This is a genomic window from Mycolicibacter terrae (genome assembly GCF_010727125.1).
In the GTDB taxonomy this organism is placed as follows: Bacteria; Actinomycetota; Actinomycetes; order Mycobacteriales; family Mycobacteriaceae; genus Mycobacterium; species Mycobacterium terrae.
In genome coordinates this window covers 1530764-1553981 of the sequence record NZ_AP022564.1, presented here as the reverse complement: position 1 = coordinate 1553981, position 23218 = coordinate 1530764, and the positions used below count along the sequence as shown (strand labels likewise).

Here is a 23218-nt window from a genome sequence, read left to right as displayed (position 1 = left end):
AACCGAATACCTACAGCGGCGTCACGTACGCGGAGCTGATCCCGCCGTCCACCAGGAACGTCGAGCCGGTGATGAACGAGGCGTCGTCGCTGGCCAGGAACGCGACCGCGGCCGCGATCTCCTCCGGTTCGGCGAACCGGCCCAGCGGCACGTGCACCAGCCGGCGCGCCGCGCGCTCCGGGTCGGCGGCGAACAGCTCTTGCAGCAGTGGGGTGTTGACCGGCCCGGGGCACAGCGCGTTGACCCGGATCCCCTGCCGGGCGTACTGCACCCCGAGCTCCCGCGACATGGCCAGCACGCCGCCCTTGGAGGCGGTGTAGGAGATCTGCGATGTCGCCGACCCCATCACCGCCACGAACGACGCGGTGTTGATGATCGAGCCGCGCCCGGCCGGCGTCATGTGCCGCAGTGCCGCCCGGCAACACAGGTACACCGATTTCAGGTTGACATCCTGAACCCGTTGCCAGGCCGGCAACTCGGTGTTCTCGATCAGGTCGTCGTCGGGAGGTGAGATGCCGGCGTTGTTGAAGGCGATGTCGACCGCCCCGAACGTCGCTGCGGCGGTGTCGAACAGCGCGTCGACCTGCTCCTGGTCGGAGACGTCGACCGGCACGAACAGACCGTCCAACTCGTCGGCCACCGCGGCACCGGCAGACTGGTCGAGGTCTCCGACCACGACGCGGGCGCCCTCGGAGCGCATCCGCCGGGCGGCCGCCAGTCCGATGCCGCCGCCGGCTCCGGTCACCACGGCAACCCGCCCGGCCAGGCGCTGGGTCAGATCGGTCACTCCATCTCCTTCACTGCGATGAATACGTTCTTGGTGTCGGTGAAGGCCAGCGGGGCATCCGGCCCCAACTCGCGGCCCAGACCGGATTGTTTGAAGCCCCCGAACGGGGTGTTGAAGCGCACCGAGGAATGCGAATTCACCGACAGATTCCCGGCTTCCACCGCCCGCGACACCCGAAGCGCCCTCGACAGGTCATCGGTCCAGATCGAACCCGACAGCCCGTAGACCGTGTCATTGGCCAGCGCCACGGCGTCGGCTTCATCCTCGAACGGCAACACCGTCACCACCGGGCCGAAGATCTCCTCGGTGACGCAGCGGTCGGTGACCGCCGGGGTCAACACTGTCGGCGGGAACCAGAATCCGGGGCCCTCCGGTGCCCGGCCGCGGAAGGCGACCGGCGCGTCATCGGGCACGTACGAGGCCACCTTGTCCCAGTGTGGCTGCGACACCAGCGGGCCCATCTCGGTGTCGCGAGAGGCCGGGTCACCTACCACGACACCGGACACCGCGGGCTCGAGCAACTCCATAAACCGGTCGTAGACGCTGCGCTGCACCAGAATCCGGCTGCGGGCGCAGCAGTCCTGCCCGGCATTGTCGAACACGCCGTAGGGCGCCGTCGCCGCCGCACGCTCCAGATCACAGTCGTCAAACACGATGTTGGCGCTCTTGCCCCCGAGCTCCAGCGTGACCCGCTTGACGCCGGCCGCCGCGGCGGTCAGCACCCGGGTGCCCGTGACGGTGGAACCGGTGAACACAATCTTGGCCACCTCCGGATGGGTGACCATCCGCTCCCCCACCACCGCACCAGGGCCGGGCAGCACCTGCAGAAGGCCTGGCTCCAAACCTGATTCGACGGCCAACTCGCCCAGCCGGATGGTGGTCAGCGGCGTCCACTCGGCGGGCTTGATCAACACCGCGTTCCCGGCGGCCAGCGCCGGCGCGAAGCCCCACGCGGCGATCGGCATCGGGAAGTTCCACGGGGTGATGATCCCGACGACGCCGAGCGGCTCGTGGAAGGTCACATCCAGCCCGCCGGCCACCGGTATCTGTTGACCCGCCAGACGTTCCGGGCTGGCCGCGTAGAACTGCAGCACGTCGCGGACATGCCCGGCCTCCCATTCGGCGGCCGACACCGGATGTCCAGAGTTGGTCACCTCCAGCGCGGCCAGTTCGTCGACGTGGGCGTCGACGACCGCGGCGAACGCCCGCAGCGCCGCCGCTCGCTCGGCCGGCGCCAACCGCGCCCATCGCTTCTGCGCTGCCTGCGCCCGGCCTACCGCGTCGTCGACGGCGGCGGCATCGACATGTTCGACGGCGGCGAACACCGCCCCGGTGGCCGGGTTGACCAGCTCGTGGGTCATCGGCCCGCCCGCGCCGCCGCATAGTTCTGCGCCGCGTCCACGATCGCGGTGAACAAGCGCAGGTCGTCCAACGAGGCCTCCGGATGCCACTGGACCGCGACCACGAAATCCTCCCCGGGAAGCTCGATCGCCTCGATGACACCGTCGTCATCGAGGGCGCTGACCACCAGCTTGTCACCCAGCTCGGCGATCGCCTGGTGGTGGTAGCACTGCACCTGGCAGGTCTCGCCGACCAGCTCGGCCAGCCGGGTACCGGCAATGGTGCGCACCGGCATCGGGGTGTATACGCCGTTGCCGGCCCGGTGACCGGCGTTGCCGAGCACGTCGGGCAGGTGCTGGTGCAGCGTCCCGCCGAGCGCGACATTGAGCACCTGGGCGCCGCGGCAGATGCCCAGCACCGGCAACTTGCGCCGCAGCGCCTCGGCCAGCAGTGCGGACTCCCAGGCGTCCCGCGTCGGGTCCGGCCGATCGGTCTCGGTGTGCGCGGCCTGGCCGTAGCCGGAGGGGTCGAGGTCTCTGCCGCCGGTGATCACCAGACCGGAAACGCCGTCGAGCACGCGCGCGGCGATCTCGCCGGTCACCGGCTGCGGCGGCAGCAGCACCGCGATCCCGCCGGCGGCGGTGACGCCCTCGAGGTAGTCGGCGGGCAGCAGCCCCGCGCGCACATCCCAGACCCCGAACCGCGCCCGGTCGAGGTAGGTGGTCAGGCCGACCACCGGACGGCTCGCTGAACCGGCGGGTTCAGAACCGTTCAAAGCCCCGAACCCTTTCCCAGTCGGTCACCGCGGTGTTGAACGCGTCGCACTCCACCCGCGCGCCGTGCAGGTAATGCGCGACGACATCGTCGCCGAAAGCCTTGCGCGCCACCGCAGACTCGGCGAAAGCCTCGGCCGCCTCGGCAAGCGTGGACGGGAGGTGCGGCAACCCGGTGCGGTAGGCGTCACCGTCGACCGGGTCAGGCAATTCGAGATCGTTGTCGATACCGTGCAGGCCGGCCGCGATCAGGGCCGCCACCGCCAGGTAGGGGTTGACGTCGCCGCCGGGCACCCGGCACTCCACCCGCAGCGAGTCGCCGCGGCCGAGGACCCGCAGAGCGCAGGTGCGATTGTCCAGGCCCCAGCCGATCACCGTGGGAGCGAAACTGCCGCCGACGAATCGCTTGTAGGAGTTGATGTTCGGCGCGTAGCACAGCGTCAGCTCTGACAAGGTGGCCAATACGCCGGCCAGGAAACTGCGGAACAACTCCGACATGCCGTGCGGTGCGGCCGGATCGGCGAACACCGCGGCGCCTTCGCTGCTGCGCAGCGACAGGTGCACATGGCAGCTGTTGCCTTCGCGTTCGTCGAACTTCGCCATGAACGTCAGGCTCTTGCCGTGTTGGTCGGCGATCTCCTTGGCGCCGCTCTTGTAGACGCTGTGGTTGTCACAGGCGACCAGCGCCTCCTCATAGCGGAAGGTGATCTCCTGTTGACCGGTGTGGCACTCCCCCTTGACGCCCTCGCAGCGCATTCCCGCGCCGGCCATCCCCAAGCGAATGTCGCGCAGCAGCGGTTCCAGCCGGGTACCGGCGACCAGCCCGTAGTCGGCGTTGTAGTCCGTGCCGGGCGTCAGGCCGCGGTAACCGCCGGCCCACGCCTGCCGATAGCTGTCGTCGAAGACCAGGAACTCCAGTTCTGTTGCGGCGTAAGCGACCAGCCCGCGCTCAGCCAGCCGCGCGACCTGAGCGGCCAGGATCTGGCGAGGCGCCACCACCACCGGGTCACCGCCCGGCCAGTAGGCGTCGGCCAGCACGTGGGCGGTGCCGGGCAACCACGGGATGCGCCGCAGCGTGGCGAAGTCGGGTTTGAGCACCAGGTCGCCATAGCCGGTACCCCAGTCGGCGATGGGATAGCCCGGAACGGTATTCATCTCGACGTCGACCGCCAGCAGGTAGCTACAGCACTCCACGCCGTGGCCGGCGACCTCGTCGAGGAAATGCTGCGCCGCGACCCGCTTACCGACCAGCCGGCCCTGCATGTCGGTGAGCGCCACGACCACGGTGTCGATCTCGCCGCACCCGACCAGTTGTTGGAGTTCGACCTGGGACAGCATCGCGGGCCGGGTCATTGCGCTCCTTCACCGACGACGGTCCCCCCGACATTGAGTGCTGTCAGGCTACCCGCCCGCCGTCAGCCGATCGGCTCCAGCCGACTGAATTGCTGCGACCGGTAGCAGTCGGCACACGTCGATCGACGGATCTTTCCGCTGGTGGTGATCGGAAGCGAGCCGGGGGCGACAAACACCAGATCGGCCACCCGTACCCCGTGGGATCGCGAAACCGCGGCTGCCACATCGCGTTTCAGATCCGCCAGGCGCTGCGTTTCCTCCTCTGGAGTGCCGCGGCTCTTGAGCTCGGCGATGACGGCCAGCTGCTCGCGGCCCTCCCCGGTGACCGGTATGGCAGCGACGCGGCCCCCGGTGAGCTCCTGCACCGTCGCCTCGATGTCGTCGGGGTAGTGGTTTCGGCCGTCGACGATCAACATGTCCTTGATGCGGCCGACGACCAGCAGCTCGCCTTCGTGAATGACGCCCAGGTCGCCGGTGCGCAACCACGGCTGCGCCGGCGTGCCCGGGGATGGATTTTCGATCCGCCCGCCGAAGGTGCGTTCGGTCGCCTCCGGGTTGTGCCAGTAGCCGCTGGAGACATTTCCGCCGTGCAGCCAGATCTCTCCGACCTGGCCGGGCAGGTTCTCGGTGCGCGTCTCGGGGTCGACGATGCGCATCGTGCAGGCGCGCGGTGGGCCGATGCTGACCAGCTCGGCGCCGGCCGGGCCGGCCTCTGCGACACCGGCTACCAGCTTCTCGTAGTCGAGCCGGAAGGTCACCGGGCGCTTGGCGCGAGGCGCCGACCCGGCGTAGACCATCGCTTCGGCCAGCCCGTACGACGGCGCGAGCGCGTTGGGGGGCAGATTGGAGCGGGCGAACCGCTCGTTGAAGCGGCGGATCGTCGCGGCATGGATGCGTTCGCTGCCGCTGAGGATGGTGTGCACGCCGCCCAGGTCGAGCCCGGCCATGTCCTCGTCGGTGGTCCGGCGCGCGGCGAGTTCGAACGCGAAGTTCGGCCCGGCGGTGAACGAGCAGGGGTTGATGGCCAGCTGCTGAATCCAGCGCGCCGGCTTCTGCAGGAAGGCGATCGGGCTCATGAGCACAGTGCGGCAGCCCATCAAGACCGCACCCATGATGCCGAGCAGCAGGCCCATGTCATGGTAGAACGGCAGCCAGGACACCAGCGTGGTGTCGGGCGGGGGTGCTCCCCCGTCGTCGATGAAATAGTCCGCCATCACCTGCTCGATGTTGGCGAAGATGTTCCGGTGCGAGACCACGACGCCCCGCGGCGAGCCGGTGGAGCCGGAGGTGTACTGCAGCAGCGCGGTCTTGGTGGTGAGCGCCCCGGCGCCGCTCCATCCGGTGGGCGAGTCGAGGTCGAGCAGGTCCATCTCGATGACCGCCGGCGAACCGCCTCCGATCGCGCCGACGCAGTTCTGGATATCCCCGACCACCGCTGACGTGGTGAGCACCGCGGCCGGTGCGCAATCCTTGAGCGCCCCGGTGACCCGCTCGTCGTGGCTGCCGAACGCCGGCACCGGCAACGGCACCGCGATGCAGCCGGCTTCCATCACCCCGAAGAACCCGACGACGTACTCCAGGCCCTGCGGCGCCAGCAGCGCGACCCGGTCGCCCGGCGAGGCGACCGCGGCCACCTCGACGGCGATAGCCTCGGTGCGCTGCAGCAGCTGCGACCAGGTCAGAGTCTCGGAGTACCCGGCCTGGTCGACCTCGTAATCGATAAAGGTGAACGCCGTTCGGTCCGGCCATTGCTCAGCGCGTTCACGCAGCAGTGCCGGTATCGACTGTCCCCACGACCTCACTTGAACCCCCAAAGATGCTTATTCGATTTTTTTGAAGCCCGAGCCCCCGATGATGCCCGGCTATGCCGAAAATACTCTCTTGGCCGACCCTTACCAGGTACTGGCCCGCAATACGATCTCCATCGCAAGTTGCGCAGTGAACTCGTGGGCGCTGCGGCGCCCCGGAAGCATCACCAGACGGTGTTCGCCGTAGACGAACCGCTGGCTGGCGTTGGCCACTGAGGCCGAGGCTCGGGAGCTGACCAGAACGGTCGTGTTGATCTCCACCGGTGGGCAGCGCTCGTCGCGGATCGCCCCGCCCAGATCGGGGGCTCGCGGATGTCCCCGATCGAGCACCACCAGGCCGGTGAACCGGTCCGGGCGCGTCGCCGCCAACTCCCAGGCGTTGTCACCGCCGGTCCGATCTCCCACCAGCACGCCGCACTGGACTCCCAGCGAATCCAGTATTCCGACCACGGACTTGGGTGTCAGCCGCGCGTCGGCGCCGATCACGATGGTGCGCAACGACGCGGTGTGCAGCCGCTGACAGACCGCGTCATAGGCGGTGAGCGGGTGCTGCGCGGCTGCGAGCACGACGACGACGGGCCCGTTATGCGGGCCGGCGATATCGACCGGGATCGGGAACCCGTCGATGGTCATCATCGTGCCAGGCATCTCCGCCACGCTACAGCCAGCGGGGCCGCATGGGGCGGTTTTCACAGGCCCTCAGCAGCTCAACAGCCAGCAGCGCTGAATCACACCAGTGTGAGGATCTCGGCGCCGTCGTCGGTGACCACCAGGGTGTGCTCGAACTGAGCGGTCCACTGCCCGTCGCTGGTGACCACCGTCCAGTCGTCGTCCCAGATCTCGTAATCCAGGCCTCCGAGGTTGATCATCGGCTCGATGGTGAACGTCATCCCCGGCTCAATGACGGTGTCGACCTCGGGCTGGTCGTAGTGCAGGACCACCAGCCCGTTGTGGAACGTCGTGCCGATGCCGTGTCCGGTGAAGTCACGGACCACGTTGTAGCCGAATCGGTTCGCATACGCCTCGATGACCCGGCCGATCACCGAGAGCGCACGGCCCGGCTTGACCGCCTTGATGGCACGCATCGTCGCCTCCCGGGTGCGCTCGACGAGCAGGCGGTGCTCCTCGGAAACGTCTCCGGCCAGAAACGTGCCGTTGGTGTCGCCGTGGACACCGTCGATGTAGGCGGTGACATCGATGTTGACGATGTCACCGTCGGCGATCACGGTCGAGTCGGGGATACCGTGGCAGATGACCTCGTTGAGCGACGTGCAACACGACTTGGGGAAGCCCTTGTAGCCCAACGTCGAAGGATAGGCGCCGTGGTCGACCATGTAGTCGTGGGCGATGCGGTCGAGGGCGTCGGTGGTCACCCCGGGTGCCACGGCCTTGCCCGCTTCGGCCAGGGCGCCCGCCGCGATCCGGCCCGCGACCCGCATCTTCTCGATCACCTCGGGGGTCTGCACCCAGGGCTCACTGCCCTCGGCGGCGGTGGACCGGCCGACGTATTCCGGGCGCGGGATCGAGCGGGGCACCGGCAGCGTCGGGGACACCACACCGGGGGAAAGCGGGGCACGAACGGGCATCACGCCAGCTTAACGGCCCCCGCTAAAAGGACGGGCTCGGAGTAAATTCGCGTCATGGCCCCCGACAGCGTCGACGCGCAGTTCGCCGCGGAGTTCGCCGAACGGTTCGCCGATACGTGGCGCACTCCGGACCTGGCCAAACACGAAGCACTGTGGAGCGAGGACATCGAGCTGGTCCAGCCGCTGATGGGCACCCTGCGCGGAAAGCAGGCCTGCCTGTCGGCGTTCCAGCGGCTATTCGCCCTGGTCCCCGACCTGCACGCCGACGTTCACCATGTCGGGCACGGCGCCGACCGGGTGTTCATCGAATTCACCTTGAGTGGAACCTACGGCGGCAAACCGATCGCCTGGGACGCGGTCGACCGGTTCACCTTCGCCGATGGCCTGATCGCGCAGCGGGTCTCCTATTTCGATGCCACCCCGCTGGCCCTCAAGCTGCTCGGGCGCCCCCGCGGGTGGGACCGGCTGCTGCGGGCGGGGACGGCGCTGTTCGGGCGCTAGCGGCGCATCCGGTGCCGGCTGAGCCAGGTCCTCCGCGGGCCCCTGATGCCGACCGACCCGCACACCACGCGTCCGGCCAGCACCACATGCGGTGTGCCTTCGGCGGGAGCGTCCCTGCGGTGGTCTTTGGCGCTGCCGCAATAGACTTCGACGTCGTCGATCGAGGCGCTCGCGCCGTCGGGCAACCTGATGTCGACGGAGCCGAATCGCATATCGAGTTCGATGACGACCACCGGCCCCGCGAAGCGAGCCTTGGTGAGGTCGAGGTCGACCGACCCCAGGCGGCGCACCAACGCCAGCCGGGTCGGCACGATCCATTCGCCATGCCGCTTGAGCGAGCCGGCCCAGCCGCGCAGTTCGACCCGGTCGGCCGCCGAGGTGACGATGGCACGCGGGCCGGGCAGGTCACCGATCAGCGTGTCGAGTTCCGAGCGCATCCGGGCCTGCGAGACCTGCGCCGCCCGCTCCTCGAATTCGCCGATGTCGATCAATCCGAGGGAGACGGCATTGTGCAGGCGGCGCAGCGTCCCGTTACGGTCCGCATCCGAGATGCGCAGCACCGCGGCCACGTCGTCATCAATGCCCGTCATGGCATCTCAACTTACCGCTGCCGGCAAACCCGTGCGTCAGAGCAGGAAGTTGTCCGGAAGCGAGTCGAACATCACCTTGGTCATCCGGACCGCGTACTGCGAGCTGCCACCGCCGACGATGAGCGCGGCGAACGCCATGTCGCCCCGGTAGCCGGCGAACCAGGAATGCGATCCGCCGGTGAACTCGGCCTCACCGGTCTTGCCGAACACCGGCCCGCAGCCGGCGATGTCGCGCGCCGTGCCGTCGGTGACCACCAGGCGCATCATCTGGCGCAGACCGTCGAGCATCTCCTGGCTCACCGGGGGGACCTTCGGTCCGTTGACCGCGGTGGGCCGGCCTTCGATCAAGCGGGGTACCGGGGTCTTGCCCGCGGCCACCGTCGCCGCAGCCAGGGCGACGCCGAACGGGCTGGCCAGCACCTTGCCCTGGCCGAATCCGTCCTCAGTGCGTTCGGCCAGATCCACCGTCGGCGGCACCGAACCGGTCACGGTGGTGATGCCGTCCACCAGGTAGTCCACCCCGATCCCGTAGCGGCTGGCCGCCTGCGACAGCGCCCGCGGGGGCATCCGGCTGGCCAGCTCGGCGAACGTGGTGTTGCACGAGTTGGCGAAGGCGCGCGACATCGACACCAGGCCGAGATCGAACCCGCCGTAGTTGGGAATGGTTCGCTGGCCGATGTCGAGTTCACCGGGACAGCCCACCACCGAATTCGGTGAGGCCATGTCCCGTTCGATGGCCGCGCCGGCGGTGACCATCTTGAACGTCGAACCGGGGGGATACAGGCCGGTGGTCGCGACCAGCCCGTCGACATCGGCGGCGGCGTTCTGCGCGACCGCGAGCAGCTCGCCGGTCGACGGCTTGATCACCACCATCATCGCCTTGTCACCGCGGGTGTTGACCGCGTTCTGGGCGGCGCGCTGCACCGACCGGTCCAGGCTGATCGTCAACGACGGCGCCGGTGACGGGTCCACCTCGTGCAGCACCGCGACGTCGACACCGTTCTGGTTGACGCTGACCACGCGCCAGCCCGCCTCGCCCTCCAGTTGAGCGAAGACGGCTTTCTTGACCTCGCCGACGAGCACCGGCGCGAAGCGGTCGTCGGTGGGCAGCAGATCGGCTCGCGGGGTGACAACCACCCCTGGAAGGTGGGCGATGGCGGCTCCGATGCGGTCGTGATCGCTCTTGCGAAGCGTGATCAGATCCAGGGGCGTGACCGAGGAGCTGGCCCGTTCGGCGAGCCACTGCGGGTCGCCCAGGGTGTCGTCGAACGGTCGCAGCGCCTCGACCACCGCGCGCGCGGTGTGCATCAGGTTCTGCCCGGCCCGGCCGGCGTCCAGTTCGTAGTGGTAGACGTAGCCGGGGACCAGCACATCGGTACCGCCGGCCTCATTGACCGAGGCACGCCGTGGCGGGTCGGCCCGCAGCGCGAAGGTCTGGTGCTCCCCCAGCCGGGGGTGCAGGCCGGTGGCCGTCCAGCGGACCGCCCAGTGGCCCTCGTTGCGCACCATCTTGAGCTGGCCGTCGTAGGACCAGGTCCGGTTCTTCGGCAGTTGCCAGGTGTAGCGGTAAGACACGCTGCCGGTGTCGTCGTTATAGCGCGCGCCCAGCACCTGCGCGTCGAGGTGTTCGGCCTGTAGTCCGGCCCAGGCGGCGTTGAGCGCGCTGCGCGCGGTGGACGGGTCGTCGCTGAGTTCGGCGGCGGTCGCGGTGTCGCCGGTGGCCAGTGCGGCGAAGAAGCGTTCGGCGGTGGGGGCCGGCCCGTCGGGGCGGGGGGTGCAGGCCGCCAAAGCGCACACGATCAACAGCACGGCTGATACGGATGTTGTTTTTGTTGCCATTGATGCTGATGTTACGAAATGGACACGGGCTACGCGCGGAGGCGCACCGAGACTGTAGTTACCGTGCTCCCTACTCGAACTTTTCCGCGCCAACAGCAGTCTCGGCGCGAACGCGAGTAGAGCTCAGTCCAGCAGCACGGTCGCGAAGGTGCCGGCCTGGGTGAAGCCCACCCGTTCGTAGGCCGCCCGGGCCACCGCATTGAAATCGTTGACGTAAAGGCTCGCGATGCGCCCGGTGCCGACGATCACCGCGGCCAGCATCGCGGTGCCACTGGAGCCCAGCCCGTGACCCCGTCGTTCCGGATGCACCCAGACGCCCTGGATCTGCCCCACCGTCGGCGACTGCGAACCCACCTCCGCCTTGAACACCACCTCGCCACGTTCGAAGCGCGCCCAGGCCCGGCCCGCCGCGATCAGGTTGGCCACCCGCCGGCGGTAGGCACGGCCACCGTCGCCGTTCCGCGGATCCACCCCGACCTCGCCGATGAACATATCGACGGCCGCCACCAGATAGGCATCGAGCTCGTCCGGGCGCACCTGACGCACCTCCGGATCGATCGGGCAAGCGGGCATGTTGTACAGCGCCATCAACGGCTGGCTCTCGCGTACGTCGCGGGCGGGACCCCAGACATCGGCCAGGCGCTGCCACATCGGCAGCACGTATTGGGCCCGGCCAACCAGCGACGAACAGCGGCGGATCGCGCTCACCGCCTTGTCGGCGAAAGCGGTCAGGTCAGCAGGCGCCCCGCGCAGCGGGATCACATTCGCCCCGGCGTAGCACAGAGATTCGTCCACACCGCCGCGCGTCCACAGCTCACCGCCGATCGAGCGGGGATCGACACCGTGCTCGGCGACCCGCGCGGCCACCATGCAGGAGCCGACCGGATCCGCGTCGAGCACTCGCCAGACCGCAGCGGCATCGCGCACGACGGACACGCGTCGCTGATCGAGACGAAAATCCGGCGGAGCCGACATGGTGACTCTTTCTTGCGAACTCAACCGCCCCGCGCGGTCAGCGGATCGGCTGCGTTCAGCTTACGGCGACGGTGGGCGCACCGCCGGGAGATGCCTCGCCCATCTCGGCCGCGAGTCGCAGCGCCTCCTCGATCAGGGTCTCGACGATCTGCGCCTCGGGAACGGTCTTGATCACCTGACCCTTGACGAAGATCTGGCCCTTGCCGTTGCCGGACGCCACGCCCAGATCCGCCTCGCGGGCCTCACCGGGTCCGTTGACCACGCACCCCATCACCGCGACCCGCAGCGGGATGTCGAGCCCCTCCAGCCCGGCGGTGACTTCGTTGGCCAGCTTGTAGACGTCGACCTGCGCCCGCCCGCACGACGGACACGAGACGATCTCCAGGCCCCGCGGCCGCAGGTTGAGCGACTCCAGGATCTGGTTGCCGACCTTGACCTCTTCCACCGGCGGCGCCGACAGTGACACCCGGATGGTGTCGCCGATGCCGCGCGACAGCAACGCACCGAACGCCACGGCGGACTTGATGGTGCCCTGGAACTCCGGGCCGGCCTCGGTGACGCCCAGGTGCAGCGGGTAATCACACCGCTCTGCCAGTTGCTCGTAGGCGGCCACCATCACGACCGGGTCGTTGTGCTTGACGCTGATCTTGATGTCGCCGAAGCCGTGTTCCTCGAACAGCGACGCCTCCCACAGCGCCGACTCCACCAGGGCCTCCGGGGTGGCTTTGCCGTACTTGGCCAGGAAACGCCGGTCCAGCGAGCCGGCGTTGACGCCGATCCGGATCGGCACGCCGGCGGCGCCGGCCGCCTTGGCGACGTCGGCGACCCGGCCGTCGAACTCTTTGATGTTGCCCGGGTTCACCCGCACCGCGGCACATCCGGCATCGATCGCGGCGAAGATGTACTTCGGCTGGAAGTGGATGTCGGCGATCACCGGCAGCTTGCTCTTCTTGGCGATGGTCGACAGCGCGTCGGCGTCTTCCTGGCGTGGACAGGCCACCCGCACGATGTCGCAACCCGCCGTGGTCAGCGCGGCGATCTGTTGCAGCGTCGCGTCGATGTCGTGGGTCTTGGTGGTGCACATCGACTGCACCGATATCGGATGGTCGCTGCCGACCCCGACACCGCCGACCATCAGCTGGCGTGTCTTGCGACGCGGCGCCAAGGTGGGCGCCGGTACCGCCGGCATACCTAGGCCGACGCTCATGAGGGCTCTCCTGTCAAAACAGCCTGATCGGATTGACCAAGTCGGCGGTCACGGTGAGCAGCATGTAGCCGACCACCACGACCAAGACTACGTAGGTGGCCGGCATCAGCTTGAGATAGTTCACCGGCGCGGCAGCGACCTTGCCGCGGGCCGACCGGATGATGTTACGGAGTTTTTCATAGACCGCGATCGCGATATGGCCACCGTCGAACGGCAGCAGCGGCACCAGGTTGAGCACGCCCAGGATGAAGTTCAGCTGCGCCAGGAAGAACCAGAACGCCACCCATAGCCCGTGGTCGACGGTGTCACCGCCGATGATGGAGGCTCCGACCACGCTGATCGGGGTTTCCGGGTCGCGCGGGCCGTTCGGGTGGCCGATGGCGTGCATCAACGCGCCGACCTTCGACGGGATGTTGGCCAGCGACTTGCCCAGCAGCACCGACAGGTCACCGCTGAAGGTGAACGTGGCCGGGACGGCCGTGGCCAGGTTGTACTGGGTGGGCCCGAACTGGGCGGCCCCGACCCCGATGGCGCCGACGGTGCTGGGGACGGAGGCGCTGTCGCGATCCTCGGCGATCCAGCGCTGGGTGGGGGTCACGTCGACGTACTTGGTCAGCTCAGCGCCGTCGCGTTCGACGACGATCGGCGTCACGCCGTGCTGCTTGCGTACGGCGGTGGCCATCTCCTCGAAGGTCGACACGGGCGTATCGCCGACTTTGACCACTACGTCGCCGGACTGGATGCCCGCCAGCGCCGCCGGACCGGGACCAGAGCAGTCGCCCAGTTCACCCTTGACGACTTCCGGTGCCACGCAAGCTGTTTCGCCGATCACCGCGGTGGTCGGCGCGTTCAGGTTCGGCAGGCCCCAGATCACCGCGATGGTGTAGACCAGCACCAGACCGATGATGAAGTTCATGCCGGGCCCGGCGAATAGCACCGCTACCCGTTTCCAGGTCTTCTGCTTGTACATGGCGCGGTCGACCTCGTCGGGAGCCAGCTCCTCCACCGCGGTCATGCCGGCGATGTCGCAGAAGCCACCGGCCGGGATCGCCTTGAGGCCGTATTCGGTCTCGCCGCGCCGGGTCGACCACAAGGTGGTGCCGAAGCCGACGAAGTAACGCCGGACCTTCATGCCGGTGGCCCGCGCCACCCACATGTGGCCGCATTCGTGTAGCGCCACGGACACCAGGATGGCCAGCGCAAACAGTGCGATGCCGACCGCGAACATCATCGGGTGCTTCCGACCTTTCTCATAGCCACCGCCTCGACGGCACGGGCCGCCCGCTCCCGGGCCCAGCGCTGCGCATCGAGTACCTCGTCCACGGTAGCGGGTTGTGCGGCCCATTGGTCTGCGGCGTTCAGCACATCGGCGATGGTGCCGACGATCGCGGGAAACCCGATCCGGCCGCTGAGGAACGCCTCGGCGGCCTCTTCGTTGGCGGCGTTGTAGACCGCGGTCATGCACCCGCCGGTCTCACCGGCGCTCCGGGCCAGGTCCACCGCCGGGAACACCTGGTTGTCCAGCGGCTCGAACTCCCAGGTCGAGGGGCTGGTGAAGTCGCAGGCCGCGGCCGCGCCGGGCACCCGGGCGGGCCAGCCCAGGGCCAGCGCGATCGGCAGGCGCATGTCCGGCGGGCTGGCCTGGGCGACCGTCGAGCCGTCGGTGAAGGTGACCATCGAGTGCACGATCGACTGCGGGTGGACAACAACGTCGATGCGTTGGTAGGGCACGCCGAACAGCAGGTGGGTCTCGATGAGCTCGAGCCCCTTGTTCACCAGCGACGCCGAGTTCAGCGTGTTCATCGGGCCCATCGACCAGGTCGGGTGCGCGCCGGCCTGTTCGGGGGTGACGTGCTCGAGGTCGGCGGCCGACCAGCCCCGGAACGGCCCGCCGGAGGCGGTCAACACCAGCTTGGCGACCTCGTCGGGCGTGCCGCCTCGTAGGCACTGCGCCAGAGCGGAGTGCTCGGAGTCCACCGGCACGATCTGGCCCGGTGCGGCGGCCTGCAACACCAGCGGCCCGCCGGCGATCAGCGATTCCTTGTTGGCCAGCGCCAGCCTGGCCCCGGTCGCCAGCGCGGCCAGGGTGGGACGCAGTCCCAGGGCGCCGACCAGGGCATTGAGCACCACGTCGGCTTCGGTGTCGTCAACCAGCCGAGTGACGGCGTCGGGTCCGCGGTAGGGAGCGTCGAGCGCCTCGCCGACCTGCGCGTCGGCGACGGCGACGTTGGTGACCCCGGTCTCGGCGCGCTGGGCGGCCAGCAGTTCCGGGTTGCCGCCGCCGGCGGCCAGCCCGACCACCTCGAAGCGATCAGGGTTGGCGGCGATGACCTGCAGCGCCTGGGTGCCGATCGAGCCGGTCGAGCCCAGCAACAGAACTTTGATCCGGCCGGTCTTCACCCACCTATTGTGCGCCCACGTAGTCGCCGAAGCTCCACAGGTTGCCCTCCGGGTCGCGGACGACGAACTCGCGGGCCCCGTAGTCGGTGCCGGCCAACGGTCGCACGACATCGGCGTTGCGGCTCACGATCCGCTCGTAGAGACCGTCGGGGTCGCTCGTGACGACATAGCCCCCGGCCGTGCCCGGTTCACGGCACCAGTCGTTACCAGGCCGGTAGCTGCCCACCATGATGCCGCCACAGCCCTGGGGCCAGCGCAGTTCGGCGTGTTTGACGGTGCTGTGCTCGACCCCGTGGCGGGCCGTGACGACGAAGCCGAAGGTGTCGACGTAGTAGTCGATGAGTGCGGACGCGTCATGCGCCTGCAGGGTCAACCAAACGGTCGGATTCGAAGGTGTCATGGCACCACTCTGACCGCGTGGGGTGGCCGCCGTCTTGAATGTTTTGGAACTCCTCGGCCAGCCAGACTCCCGGCGGCACACCGGCGAACCGGACGAACTCGCGGGTCAGATGTGCCTGGTCGGCGTAGCCGGCGTCACCGGCGATACCGGCCAGGTCGACGCGCCGGTGGCCACGCGCTGCATCAGCCATCCGGGCGCCGGCGTATTCGAAGCGCATCAGCATCGCCACGGTCTTCGGGGTGCGGCCCACCTCGCGGCGGAACAATGTGGTCAGATGCCGCTGGCTCAGGCCGACCTGCCGGGCGACAGCGGCGACCGGCGCGCGTCCCCGGCTGCGCTCCAGAAGATGCCAGGCATAGGCCACCTCGGGTCGCACGCCGGTGTGGCGCCGGCGGTGGCCCGCGGCGAGATAGTCGACTATCAGGGAGAACGCTTCCGGCCAGTGCCGGGTGTCGGCGACCCGCTCATGCAGCCGCGCCGAATCGCGGCCGAGCAACGGCACCGCGTCGAAGTCGGTGACGCTGAGCTCGGCGGCCGGCACGCCCAACACCGCCCGCGAGGCCAGCGGATGCAGGGCCACTTGCACACCGGCTTGGCCGCGACGCTGGCGCACGTGACTGACCTGCACATGCAGACCGCCGAGGATCACCGGATTCGGCCGGGCCGCCGGCAGTGCTTCGGCGGTGTCGGCGGCTTCCACGCCCTCGTCGAGGCTGACGATGAAGGTCAAGGTCGACGACGGCAGGCCCCGGTGCACGGTGTCGGGGACCTCCAGTGCGCGGTAGCCGACCATCGACGTCACCCCCGGCGCTGTGTGCGGCGGGGCCACGGCGAAATCCCAGCTCCGCGGTGCTGCGACGGCATCCGATGCCATGGCGCCCACGGTAGTGCCGCAACCCGGCCCTTGACGGCCCATTGCACCCCGTGCAGAATCCTACACACTGTAGGAAATCTGAGAGGCGGACGAATTGAGCACCCTGCGCGAATTGCTGTCCCTGCCCGATGCCGAGCCCGCCGAGGACTACGGGTTCTTCGGCCCGGACTCGGTGACCTGGAAGGTGTGGAGCTACCCGACCTCGCTGTCGATCGGCTTCCAGCGCGCGGTGGTCATCGAGGAACTCGACCCCGGGCTGGTCGCCTCCGTCGATGCCACCCAGGCGATCTACGACCGGCCGCGGACCCGTTACGACCGCACCCTGCGCTACTTCGCGATGGTGGCGTTCGGGGAAAGCCGCACCACCGCCGAGGCCGCCGACATGTTGGTGCGGATCCACTCCAAGGCCATCGGCGTCGACCCGGTCACCGGTGCGAACTACGACGCCAACGACCCCGCCGCCCAGATGTGGATCCACCTCACGGCCTGGCACTCGATCCTCTACGCCTACGAGAAGTACGGGCCCGGTCGGCTGTCGGCCGACGAGGAATCGGCCTACTGGGCCGACTGCGCCAAGGCGGCCGAGTTGCAGACCCTCGACCCGGCCGACGTGCCGCGCACCCGGGAGGGCATCCGCGAGTACTTCGAGCAGATGCGTCCGCAGTTGGTCAACTCCGACATCGCCCGGCGTGCGATGGCCCATCTGCTGCACGCCGAGGTCATCCTGCCGCCATCGCTGCCGCGGGTGCTGTGGCCCGCCACGCTTCTCGTCACGGCGTTCCTGCGCCGGGGCACCCTGGCGACCATGCCGCGCTGGATGCGCAAGCTGGGCGGTGTGGGAACCTCCCGCGTGCTCGACGCGCTGATCGTGCCGCCGCTGGGTGCCGCGTTCACCCTGCTGAGCCTGAGCCCGCGCGTGCAGTTGATGCTGCTGCGGCTGATCTCACCGATGACCCTGCCGATCGGCACCCGGGTGCTGCGTTCGATCCCGCCGGTCAACCCGGTCACCACGACCCCGCGCGAGGCCCAGCAGCGCTTCGGCTACGCCGCGCCCGCGCAGGCCCATCTCGAATTCCGGGCGAAGCAGGCGAACCGGGTCTTCGGCGAAGGCCGGGCCCCCAGCGACGAGCCGCTCACCGAATCCCAGCCGATCCTGGGCAGCATCCGGTGAGGCTGGACGGATTGCAGCAGCTGTTGGAGCGCCGGCTGAGCATCCGCCAGCTGCTCTATCTGGCCGCCGTGGGTTCGGTGCTGCTCGGCGCCTACCTGGTGATCGGATTGTTCTGGGCCGGTAGTCATTACCACCATCTGGCCGAGGTCCGCGGCGCCGACAAGGTGTTCTCGGTTCTCGGCGAGATCGTCGCCTGGCCGGTGCTGATCGTCGCCGACATCCAACTACGCTGATCCGGTGCCGGAACCAGCCCCCACCCGGTCCCGCGCGGAGCATCTCGGTCCCGAACGACGTCGCCCGCAGGTGCTCGACGCGGCCCTGCAGATCGCCGCCGAGCACGGCATCGCCGGGGTGACCATGGCGGCCATCGCCGAGCGGATCGGGGTCACCCGGCCGGTGGTGTACGCCTGTTACGACGGCCGGGGCGAGGTGCTCGCCGCGCTGCTCGACCGGGAGACCGAGCTGATGCTCACCGGTCTGCTCGCCGCGTTGCCGCCGCAACAGGCCAGCAGTGTCGAGGACCGCTTCGTCGCGGGATTCTGCGCGTTCCTGTCCACCGTGCGCGAGCGTCCGGCGTCGTGGCGGATCATCTTCACCGCCGACCAGGATCCGGTGCTGGCCGCCGCCGTCGTCTCGGGCCGGGCCCGCCTCACCGAGCGGGTCGCCACCGTGATGCGCCCGCTGCTGCAGCAGCGGGCCCAGCCCGACCGCACGCTGGCGGCGCTCACCGAAGTGTTTCTGGCCATCTGCGAAGCCGCCGCCCGCATGTTGCTCGACGCCGAACAGCAGTGGACCCCCGAAGACTTGGCCGAGATCGTCGGCCGAGCCGCCTACCGGACATTCGAGATCGGCTAGCACGGGTCGCCGTCACGGTGCGGCGGTATGCCAGAATGTTGCGCAGTCGCTCAGGTGAACAACAGAGGAGTCGAAGTGGCCGGTACCGAACTGGAGCGCCATGGTGTTGACACCGCCGACGTGCCGTCCGCGGCCTGGGGCTGGAGCGCGATCAACTACCGCACCTGGCACATCGTCGGCCTCGGCATCGTCGGATTCCTGCTGCTGATGCTGCGCGGCAACCACATCGGCCACGTCGAGGACTACTTCGTGCTCGGGTTCGCCGCGCTGACGCTGTTCGTCGTGCTGCGCGACATCATCGGCCGCAAGCGCGGCTGGCTGCGCTAGAAGACCCCGAACGCCCGGCGCTGTCCCGGCGTGAGTGCGATCTCGCGGGGCGCTCAGTCGCTGTCCGCCGCCAATTGACCGCAGGCGGCCGCGATCTCGCGGCCGCGGGTGTCGCGCACGGTGCACTCCACGCCCTGGGCCCGCACGCGCCGGACGAACTCCCGTTCCACCGGTTTGGGGCTGGCGTCCCAGTCGCTGCCCGGCGTCGGATTGAGCGGAATCAGGTTGACGTGCACCAATTGCCCCAGCGCCTTGTGCAGCTTGCGGCCCAGCAGCTCGGCCCGCCAGGGCTGGTCGTTGACGTCGCGGATCAATGCGTATTCCACCGACACCCGCCGGCCGGTCACATCGGCGTAGTAGCGGGCGGCATCGAGCGCCTCGGCTACCTTCCAGCGGTTGTTGACCGGGACCAGGGTGTCCCGCAGCTCGTCATCGGGGGTGTGCAGCGACAGCGCCAGTGTCACCCCCAGCCCCTCGTCGGCGAGCTTGCGGATCGCCGGGGCCAGCCCGACCGTCGACACCGTCACCGATCGCGCCGAGATGCCGAACCCATTGGGGGGCGGTTCGATGATCCGGCGGACGGCGGCCACCACCCGGGCATAGTTGGCCAGCGGCTCCCCCATACCCATGAACACGATGTTGGACAGCCGGTCCCCGGCGGGTCGAGCGCCGCCGCGGTGTCGCAACGCCACCGCGGCGGCCCGCACCTGCTCGAGGATCTCGGCGGTGGACAGGTTGCGGGTGAGCCCGGCCTGGCCGGTCGCGCAGAACGGGCAGGCCATTCCGCAGCCGGCCTGCGAGGAGATGCACACCGTGTTGCGGCGCGGGTAGCGCATCAGCACCGACTCGAATTTGGTGTGATCGCCGGCCCGCCACAGCGTCTTGCGGGTCTCGCCGGCGTCGCATTCGATCTCGCTCACCGCGGTCAACAGGGTGGGGAACAGCGCGTCGGCCACCGTGGAGCGCACCGCGGCCGGCAGGTCGGTCATCTGCTGCGGGTCGGCGATCAGCCTGCCGTAGTACTGGTGGGCGAGCTGGTTGGCACGGAACGCCGGCAGACCCAGTTCGGCGACGGCGGCGGTACGGCCGGCCGAATCAAGGTCGGCCAGATGCCGCGGCGGCAGTGCCCGCCGCGGTGCGGTGAACACCAGTTGTTGCGTCATGATCCGTTCCAGTATGCCTGCGCCTCACGGCAGAACGGTCAGCACGATCCAGGTCACCACGGCCGACGGCAGCAGCGCGTCGAGCCGGTCCATGATCCCACCGTGGCCGGGCAGCAGTCGGCCCATGTCCTTGATGCCCAGATCGCGTTTGACCTGGGATTCGATGAGGTCGCCGAAGACTCCGGTGATCACCAACAGCAGGCCCAGCGGCAGCCCTACCCACCATGGCCGGCCGAGGAACACCGTCACAGCGAACACCGCCGCGGCAACACCGAGCACCATTGACCCGGCGAAACCCTCCCAGGACTTCTTCGGGCTGATCGCCGGCGCCATCGGGTGCTTTCCGAACAGCACACCGACGCCGTACCCGCCGATGTCGGAGAAGACCACCGGGAACAGTAGGCACAGCACCCGGCCCGGACCGTCGTCGCGGAAGACCAACAGCGCCGCGAAGCTCATGCACAGCGGCACCCAGACCGCGATCAACACCGTGGCCGACATGTCGCGCAGGTAGTTGACCGGGGTGTGCTGCAGCCCCTGGTCGACCAGCCGCCACATCATGGCGATCACCACGGTGGCACCGAACGCGCCCAGCACTCCCCTGGCCCCGAACGGCAGCGATAGCCACAGCATCGCCTGGCCGCCGAGGGCGAGCGGGATGAACGGCACGTCGTAACCGATTTCACGCAGTCGCCGGGTGATCTCATGGGTGGCGAGCGGGGTGGCCACCGCCAGAATCAGTACCCAGAAGCGCGGGGCGAACAGCAGGGTCCCGACGAGCATGCCGCTCAGCAGGGCGCCGACGATGATCGCCGCGGGCAGGTTGCGCCCGGCTCGTGACCGCTTGGGCGGCGAGGCGTCGATGCCGGCGCCAGTCTCTTGGTCTGCCACGGGTTTTGACTGCTGGCGGCCGCTAGACCTCCAACAACTCGCCTTCTTTGTGCTTGACCAGTTCGTCGATCTGGCTCACGTACTGCTGGGTGGAGCGGTCCAGCTCCTTCTCCGCCCGGCCGACCTCGTCCTCACCGGCGTCGCCGTCCTTGCGGATGCGGTGCAGCTCCTCCATCGCCTTGCGCCGGATGTTGCGCACCGCGACCTTGGCGTCCTCGCCCTTGGCCTTGGCCTGCTTGACCAGTTCCTTGCGCCGCTCCTCGGTGAGCTGCGGCACCGCCACCCGGATCAGCGACCCGTCGTTGCTGGGGTTCAGCCCCAGGTCCGAATTACGGATCGCGGTCTCGATGGCGCCGAGCTGGGAGGCTTCGTAGGGCTTGATGACCACCAGCCGTGCCTCGGGCACGTTGATGCTGCACAGCTGGGTGATCGGGGTGGGCGACCCGTAGTAGTCGATGACGATTCGGGAGAACATGCCCGGGTTGGCCCGGCCGGTACGAATGGTCGTCAGGTCGTCGCGAGCCACCGCCACGGCCTTCTCCATTTTCTCTTCGGCATCGAAGAGAGCCTCGTCAATCATCTGTGCCGTTCCTCTCCCCCGCAAGCGGGTGGTACCCCACCGAACTCTCAGGTGGTGACCAGCGTTCCGATCTTCTCACCCGCGACCGCCCGCGCGATATTTCCATCAGTCAGCAGGTTGAACACCAGGATCGGCATGCCATTGTCCATGCAGAGGCTGAACGCGGTGGCGTCGGCCACCCGCAGTCCGCGGTCGATGACTTCGCGGTGAGTGATCGCGGTCAGCAGTTCGGCATCAGGGTTCACCCGCGGATCCTCGGTGAACACCCCGTCGACGGCCTTGGCCATCAGCACCACCTCGGCGCCGATCTCCAGCGCTCGCTGGGCGGCGGTGGTGTCGGTGGAGAAGTACGGCAAACCCATACCGGCGCCGAAGATGACCACCCGGCCCTTCTCCAGATGCCGCTGGGCGCGCAGCGGAATGTAGGGTTCGGCGACCTGGCCCATGGTGATCGCGGTCTGGACCCGGGTGTCGATGCCTTCTTTTTCCAGAAAGTCCTGCAGTGCCAGGCTGTTCATCACGGTGCCGAGCATGCCCATGTAGTCCGAGCGCATCCGCTCCATGCCGCGCTGCTGCAGCTGCGCGCCGCGGAAGAAGTTGCCGCCGCCGATGACGACCGCGACCTGCACGCCGTCGCGGACCACTTCGGCGATCTGGCGGGCAACCTGGGCGACGACGTCGGGGTCGAGCCCGACCTGTCCGCCGCCGAACATCTCTCCACCGAGTTTGAGCAGCACCCGGGAGTAGTGGGGGCGGCCGGTCGGTGAGACGCGGTCGGTACTCGTCGGCTCCGTCATCAGGCTCCTCGGGGCTGCGCGCATGACAGCGCCATCGCGGAAATCGTTCGCGACGGCACCTGTCATCCTGCCCTACCGGACCGGTCAAACAGTGCCCGGGGTGGCGACGCGGACCGCGGAACAACGCAATAGATGAAGATATTTTCAATTGATCACTTTGCTGCTATGGTCGGGACCGTGCCGAACTCGCTACACCAGGTGAAGGCCGAATTCTTCAAGACGCTGGGGCACCCCGCCCGGATCCGAGTACTGGAGTTGCTCGCCGAGGGAGATCGCACCGTCGGGGAGTTGCTGCCCGAGATCGGGTTGGAGGCATCCAACCTGTCCCAGCAGCTCGGCGTGCTTCGGCGAGCGGGAGTCGTGATGGCGACCAAGGAGGGCAACACGGTGGTGTACTCGATCGCCTCACCGTTCATCGGCGAACTGCTCGCGGTGTCGCGCAAGGCGCTGACCGGACTGCTCAGCGATCAGGTCGCGATCCTCGACGATCTGCGAGCCGGCCAATGAGTTGGCTCACCAGGATCCTCGCGCTCGGCCGCATCACCGAGCCGGCGGGCGCCCGCCCGCCGGAGGCCGCCGACCCGCCCAGCGGACTGGCCGGCTCGGTACAGGTCCGCCATGTCGACGCGGGATCGTGCAACGGCTGCGAGATCGAGATCGCCGGGGCCTTCGGTCCGGTCTATGACGCCGAACGATTCGGCGCCCGGCTCGTCGCGTCCCCCCGGCACGCCGATGCACTGCTGGTCACCGGTGTGGTCACCCGCAACATGGCCGAACCGCTGCGCAACACCGTCGAGGCCACGCCCCGGCCGCGGCGGGTCATCGCCTGCGGTGACTGTGCGCTGAACCGGGGAGTGTTCGCGCAGGCGTACGGAACGGTGGGCGCCGTCGGCGAGGTCGTGCCGGTGGACGTCGAGATCCCCGGCTGCCCGCCCACTCCCGACCAGATCGTCGCTGCGCTACGGTCGGTGACCGGCAGGTGATCGACTCTCAGCCGCAA

26 protein-coding genes are annotated in these 23218 nt (G+C 68.8%); 7 read left to right on the top strand and 19 right to left on the bottom strand.

Annotated features, from left to right (window positions below; all coding sequences use genetic code 11):
• Positions 1 to 10: 10 nt before the first annotated feature.
• The 7 genes from G6N23_RS07560 to map all read right to left on the bottom strand — a co-directional run bounded on the left by G6N23_RS07560 (position 11) and on the right by map (position 7648).
• On the bottom strand, positions 11 to 787 hold the full coding sequence (locus tag G6N23_RS07560) for a 3-oxoacyl-ACP reductase (protein WP_085262241.1): 777 nt from the start codon (positions 785 to 787) through the stop codon (positions 11 to 13).
• Complete coding sequence (locus tag G6N23_RS07555; protein WP_085262240.1) at positions 784 to 2148, bottom strand: aldehyde dehydrogenase family protein; 1365 nt, start codon at positions 2146 to 2148, stop codon at positions 784 to 786. Before G6N23_RS07555 ends, G6N23_RS07560 begins: the two co-directional genes overlap by 4 nt.
• Complete coding sequence (locus tag G6N23_RS07550; RefSeq protein WP_165758724.1) at positions 2145 to 2903, bottom strand: gamma-glutamyl-gamma-aminobutyrate hydrolase family protein; 759 nt, start codon at positions 2901 to 2903, stop codon at positions 2145 to 2147. The genes G6N23_RS07555 and G6N23_RS07550 overlap by 4 nt, the downstream gene beginning before the upstream one ends.
• A complete protein-coding gene (locus G6N23_RS07545; protein WP_085262238.1) occupies positions 2890 to 4254 on the bottom strand; it encodes a glutamine synthetase family protein in 1365 nt (454 codons plus the stop codon). Before G6N23_RS07545 ends, G6N23_RS07550 begins: the two co-directional genes overlap by 14 nt.
• Before the next feature lie 62 nt (positions 4255 to 4316).
• Complete coding sequence (locus G6N23_RS07540; RefSeq protein ID WP_085262237.1) at positions 4317 to 6056, bottom strand: AMP-binding protein; 1740 nt, start codon at positions 6054 to 6056, stop codon at positions 4317 to 4319.
• A gap of 90 nt (positions 6057 to 6146) precedes the next feature.
• Positions 6147 to 6710: an alpha/beta fold hydrolase gene (locus G6N23_RS07535; protein WP_165758723.1), complete on the bottom strand. Its 564-nt coding sequence runs from the start codon at positions 6708 to 6710 to the stop codon at positions 6147 to 6149.
• Positions 6711 to 6790: 80 nt separating this feature from the next.
• Positions 6791 to 7648, bottom strand: coding sequence for a type I methionyl aminopeptidase (gene map, locus G6N23_RS07530; protein ID WP_085262236.1), 858 nt, complete (start codon positions 7646 to 7648; stop codon positions 6791 to 6793).
• Between the two features lie 54 nt (positions 7649 to 7702).
• On the opposite strand from map, the gene G6N23_RS07525 reads away from it, so the two are divergent.
• Entirely contained in the window at positions 7703 to 8149 is a 447-nt protein-coding gene (locus tag G6N23_RS07525; protein ID WP_085262235.1) for a nuclear transport factor 2 family protein, read from the top strand.
• Here G6N23_RS07525 and G6N23_RS07520 read toward each other — a convergent pair.
• The 8 genes from G6N23_RS07520 to G6N23_RS07485 all read right to left on the bottom strand — a co-directional run bounded on the left by G6N23_RS07520 (position 8146) and on the right by G6N23_RS07485 (position 16353).
• Positions 8146 to 8739 (bottom strand): DUF1707 SHOCT-like domain-containing protein, encoded by a 594-nt coding sequence (locus G6N23_RS07520; protein WP_085262234.1) that lies wholly within the window; start codon positions 8737 to 8739, stop codon positions 8146 to 8148. The two genes, G6N23_RS07525 and G6N23_RS07520, sit on opposite strands and share 4 nt — an antisense overlap.
• Positions 8740 to 8775: 36 nt before the next feature.
• Complete coding sequence (locus G6N23_RS07515; RefSeq protein WP_085262233.1) at positions 8776 to 10578, bottom strand: penicillin-binding transpeptidase domain-containing protein; 1803 nt, start codon at positions 10576 to 10578, stop codon at positions 8776 to 8778.
• 123 nt (positions 10579 to 10701) lie between these two features.
• Positions 10702 to 11553, bottom strand: coding sequence for a GNAT family N-acetyltransferase (locus tag G6N23_RS07510; RefSeq protein ID WP_085262232.1), 852 nt, complete (start codon positions 11551 to 11553; stop codon positions 10702 to 10704).
• A 55-nt stretch (positions 11554 to 11608) separates the two neighbouring features.
• Positions 11609 to 12760 carry a flavodoxin-dependent (E)-4-hydroxy-3-methylbut-2-enyl-diphosphate synthase gene (gene ispG, locus G6N23_RS07505; RefSeq protein WP_085262231.1) on the bottom strand — a complete coding sequence of 384 codons (1152 nt, stop codon included), beginning with the start codon at positions 12758 to 12760 and terminating at the stop codon, positions 11609 to 11611.
• Positions 12761 to 12773: 13 nt separating this feature from the next.
• Positions 12774 to 13991, bottom strand: a complete 1218-nt coding sequence (locus G6N23_RS07500) for a M50 family metallopeptidase (RefSeq protein ID WP_085262230.1) — start codon at positions 13989 to 13991, stop codon at positions 12774 to 12776.
• Positions 13988 to 15160 (bottom strand): 1-deoxy-D-xylulose-5-phosphate reductoisomerase, encoded by a 1173-nt coding sequence (gene dxr, locus G6N23_RS07495; protein ID WP_085262229.1) that lies wholly within the window; start codon positions 15158 to 15160, stop codon positions 13988 to 13990. The genes G6N23_RS07500 and dxr overlap by 4 nt, the downstream gene beginning before the upstream one ends.
• 4 nt (positions 15161 to 15164) lie before the next feature.
• Complete coding sequence (locus tag G6N23_RS07490) at positions 15165 to 15560, bottom strand: VOC family protein (RefSeq protein WP_085262228.1); 396 nt, start codon at positions 15558 to 15560, stop codon at positions 15165 to 15167.
• Positions 15514 to 16353, bottom strand: a complete 840-nt coding sequence (locus G6N23_RS07485; protein ID WP_085262282.1) for a helix-turn-helix domain-containing protein — start codon at positions 16351 to 16353, stop codon at positions 15514 to 15516. The genes G6N23_RS07490 and G6N23_RS07485 overlap by 47 nt, the downstream gene beginning before the upstream one ends.
• A gap of 175 nt (positions 16354 to 16528) precedes the next feature.
• Between G6N23_RS07485 and G6N23_RS07480 the strand changes: the two genes are divergently transcribed.
• The 4 genes from G6N23_RS07480 (at position 16529) to G6N23_RS07465 (ending at position 18787) form a co-directional block, all read left to right on the top strand.
• Positions 16529 to 17605, top strand: a complete 1077-nt coding sequence (locus tag G6N23_RS07480) for an oxygenase MpaB family protein (protein WP_085262227.1) — start codon at positions 16529 to 16531, stop codon at positions 17603 to 17605.
• Positions 17602 to 17838, top strand: a complete 237-nt coding sequence (locus tag G6N23_RS07475) for a hypothetical protein (RefSeq protein ID WP_234808693.1) — start codon at positions 17602 to 17604, stop codon at positions 17836 to 17838. Before G6N23_RS07480 ends, G6N23_RS07475 begins: the two co-directional genes overlap by 4 nt.
• Before the next feature lie 4 nt (positions 17839 to 17842).
• Positions 17843 to 18460, top strand: coding sequence for a TetR/AcrR family transcriptional regulator (locus G6N23_RS07470; RefSeq protein ID WP_165758722.1), 618 nt, complete (start codon positions 17843 to 17845; stop codon positions 18458 to 18460).
• A 75-nt stretch (positions 18461 to 18535) separates the two neighbouring features.
• A complete protein-coding gene (locus G6N23_RS07465) occupies positions 18536 to 18787 on the top strand; it encodes a DUF2631 domain-containing protein (protein ID WP_085262225.1) in 252 nt (83 codons plus the stop codon).
• 53 nt (positions 18788 to 18840) lie between these two features.
• On the opposite strand, the gene rlmN is transcribed toward G6N23_RS07465, so the two are convergent.
• From rlmN to pyrH, 4 genes are read right to left on the bottom strand one after another with little or no spacing between them, the layout of a single operon-like run.
• Positions 18841 to 19950, bottom strand: coding sequence for a dual-specificity RNA methyltransferase RlmN (gene rlmN / locus G6N23_RS07460; RefSeq protein ID WP_085262224.1), 1110 nt, complete (start codon positions 19948 to 19950; stop codon positions 18841 to 18843).
• A gap of 24 nt (positions 19951 to 19974) precedes the next feature.
• Positions 19975 to 20841 carry a phosphatidate cytidylyltransferase gene (locus G6N23_RS07455; RefSeq protein ID WP_085262223.1) on the bottom strand — a complete coding sequence of 289 codons (867 nt, stop codon included), beginning with the start codon at positions 20839 to 20841 and terminating at the stop codon, positions 19975 to 19977.
• 22 nt (positions 20842 to 20863) lie between these two features.
• Positions 20864 to 21421 carry a ribosome recycling factor gene (gene frr, locus G6N23_RS07450; protein ID WP_085262222.1) on the bottom strand — a complete coding sequence of 186 codons (558 nt, stop codon included), beginning with the start codon at positions 21419 to 21421 and terminating at the stop codon, positions 20864 to 20866.
• Between the two features lie 47 nt (positions 21422 to 21468).
• Entirely contained in the window at positions 21469 to 22242 is a 774-nt protein-coding gene (gene pyrH / locus G6N23_RS07445) for a UMP kinase (RefSeq protein ID WP_372509069.1), read from the bottom strand.
• Positions 22243 to 22395: 153 nt separating this feature from the next.
• Between pyrH and G6N23_RS07440 the strand changes: the two genes are divergently transcribed.
• The gene (locus G6N23_RS07440; RefSeq protein ID WP_095174210.1) at positions 22396 to 22725 is read left to right on the top strand and encodes an ArsR/SmtB family transcription factor; all 330 of its coding nucleotides are present in this window, start codon (positions 22396 to 22398) and stop codon (positions 22723 to 22725) included.
• Complete coding sequence (locus G6N23_RS07435) at positions 22722 to 23201, top strand: NADH-quinone oxidoreductase subunit B family protein (RefSeq protein WP_085262219.1); 480 nt, start codon at positions 22722 to 22724, stop codon at positions 23199 to 23201. Before G6N23_RS07440 ends, G6N23_RS07435 begins: the two co-directional genes overlap by 4 nt.
• Positions 23202 to 23218 lie beyond the last annotated feature (17 nt).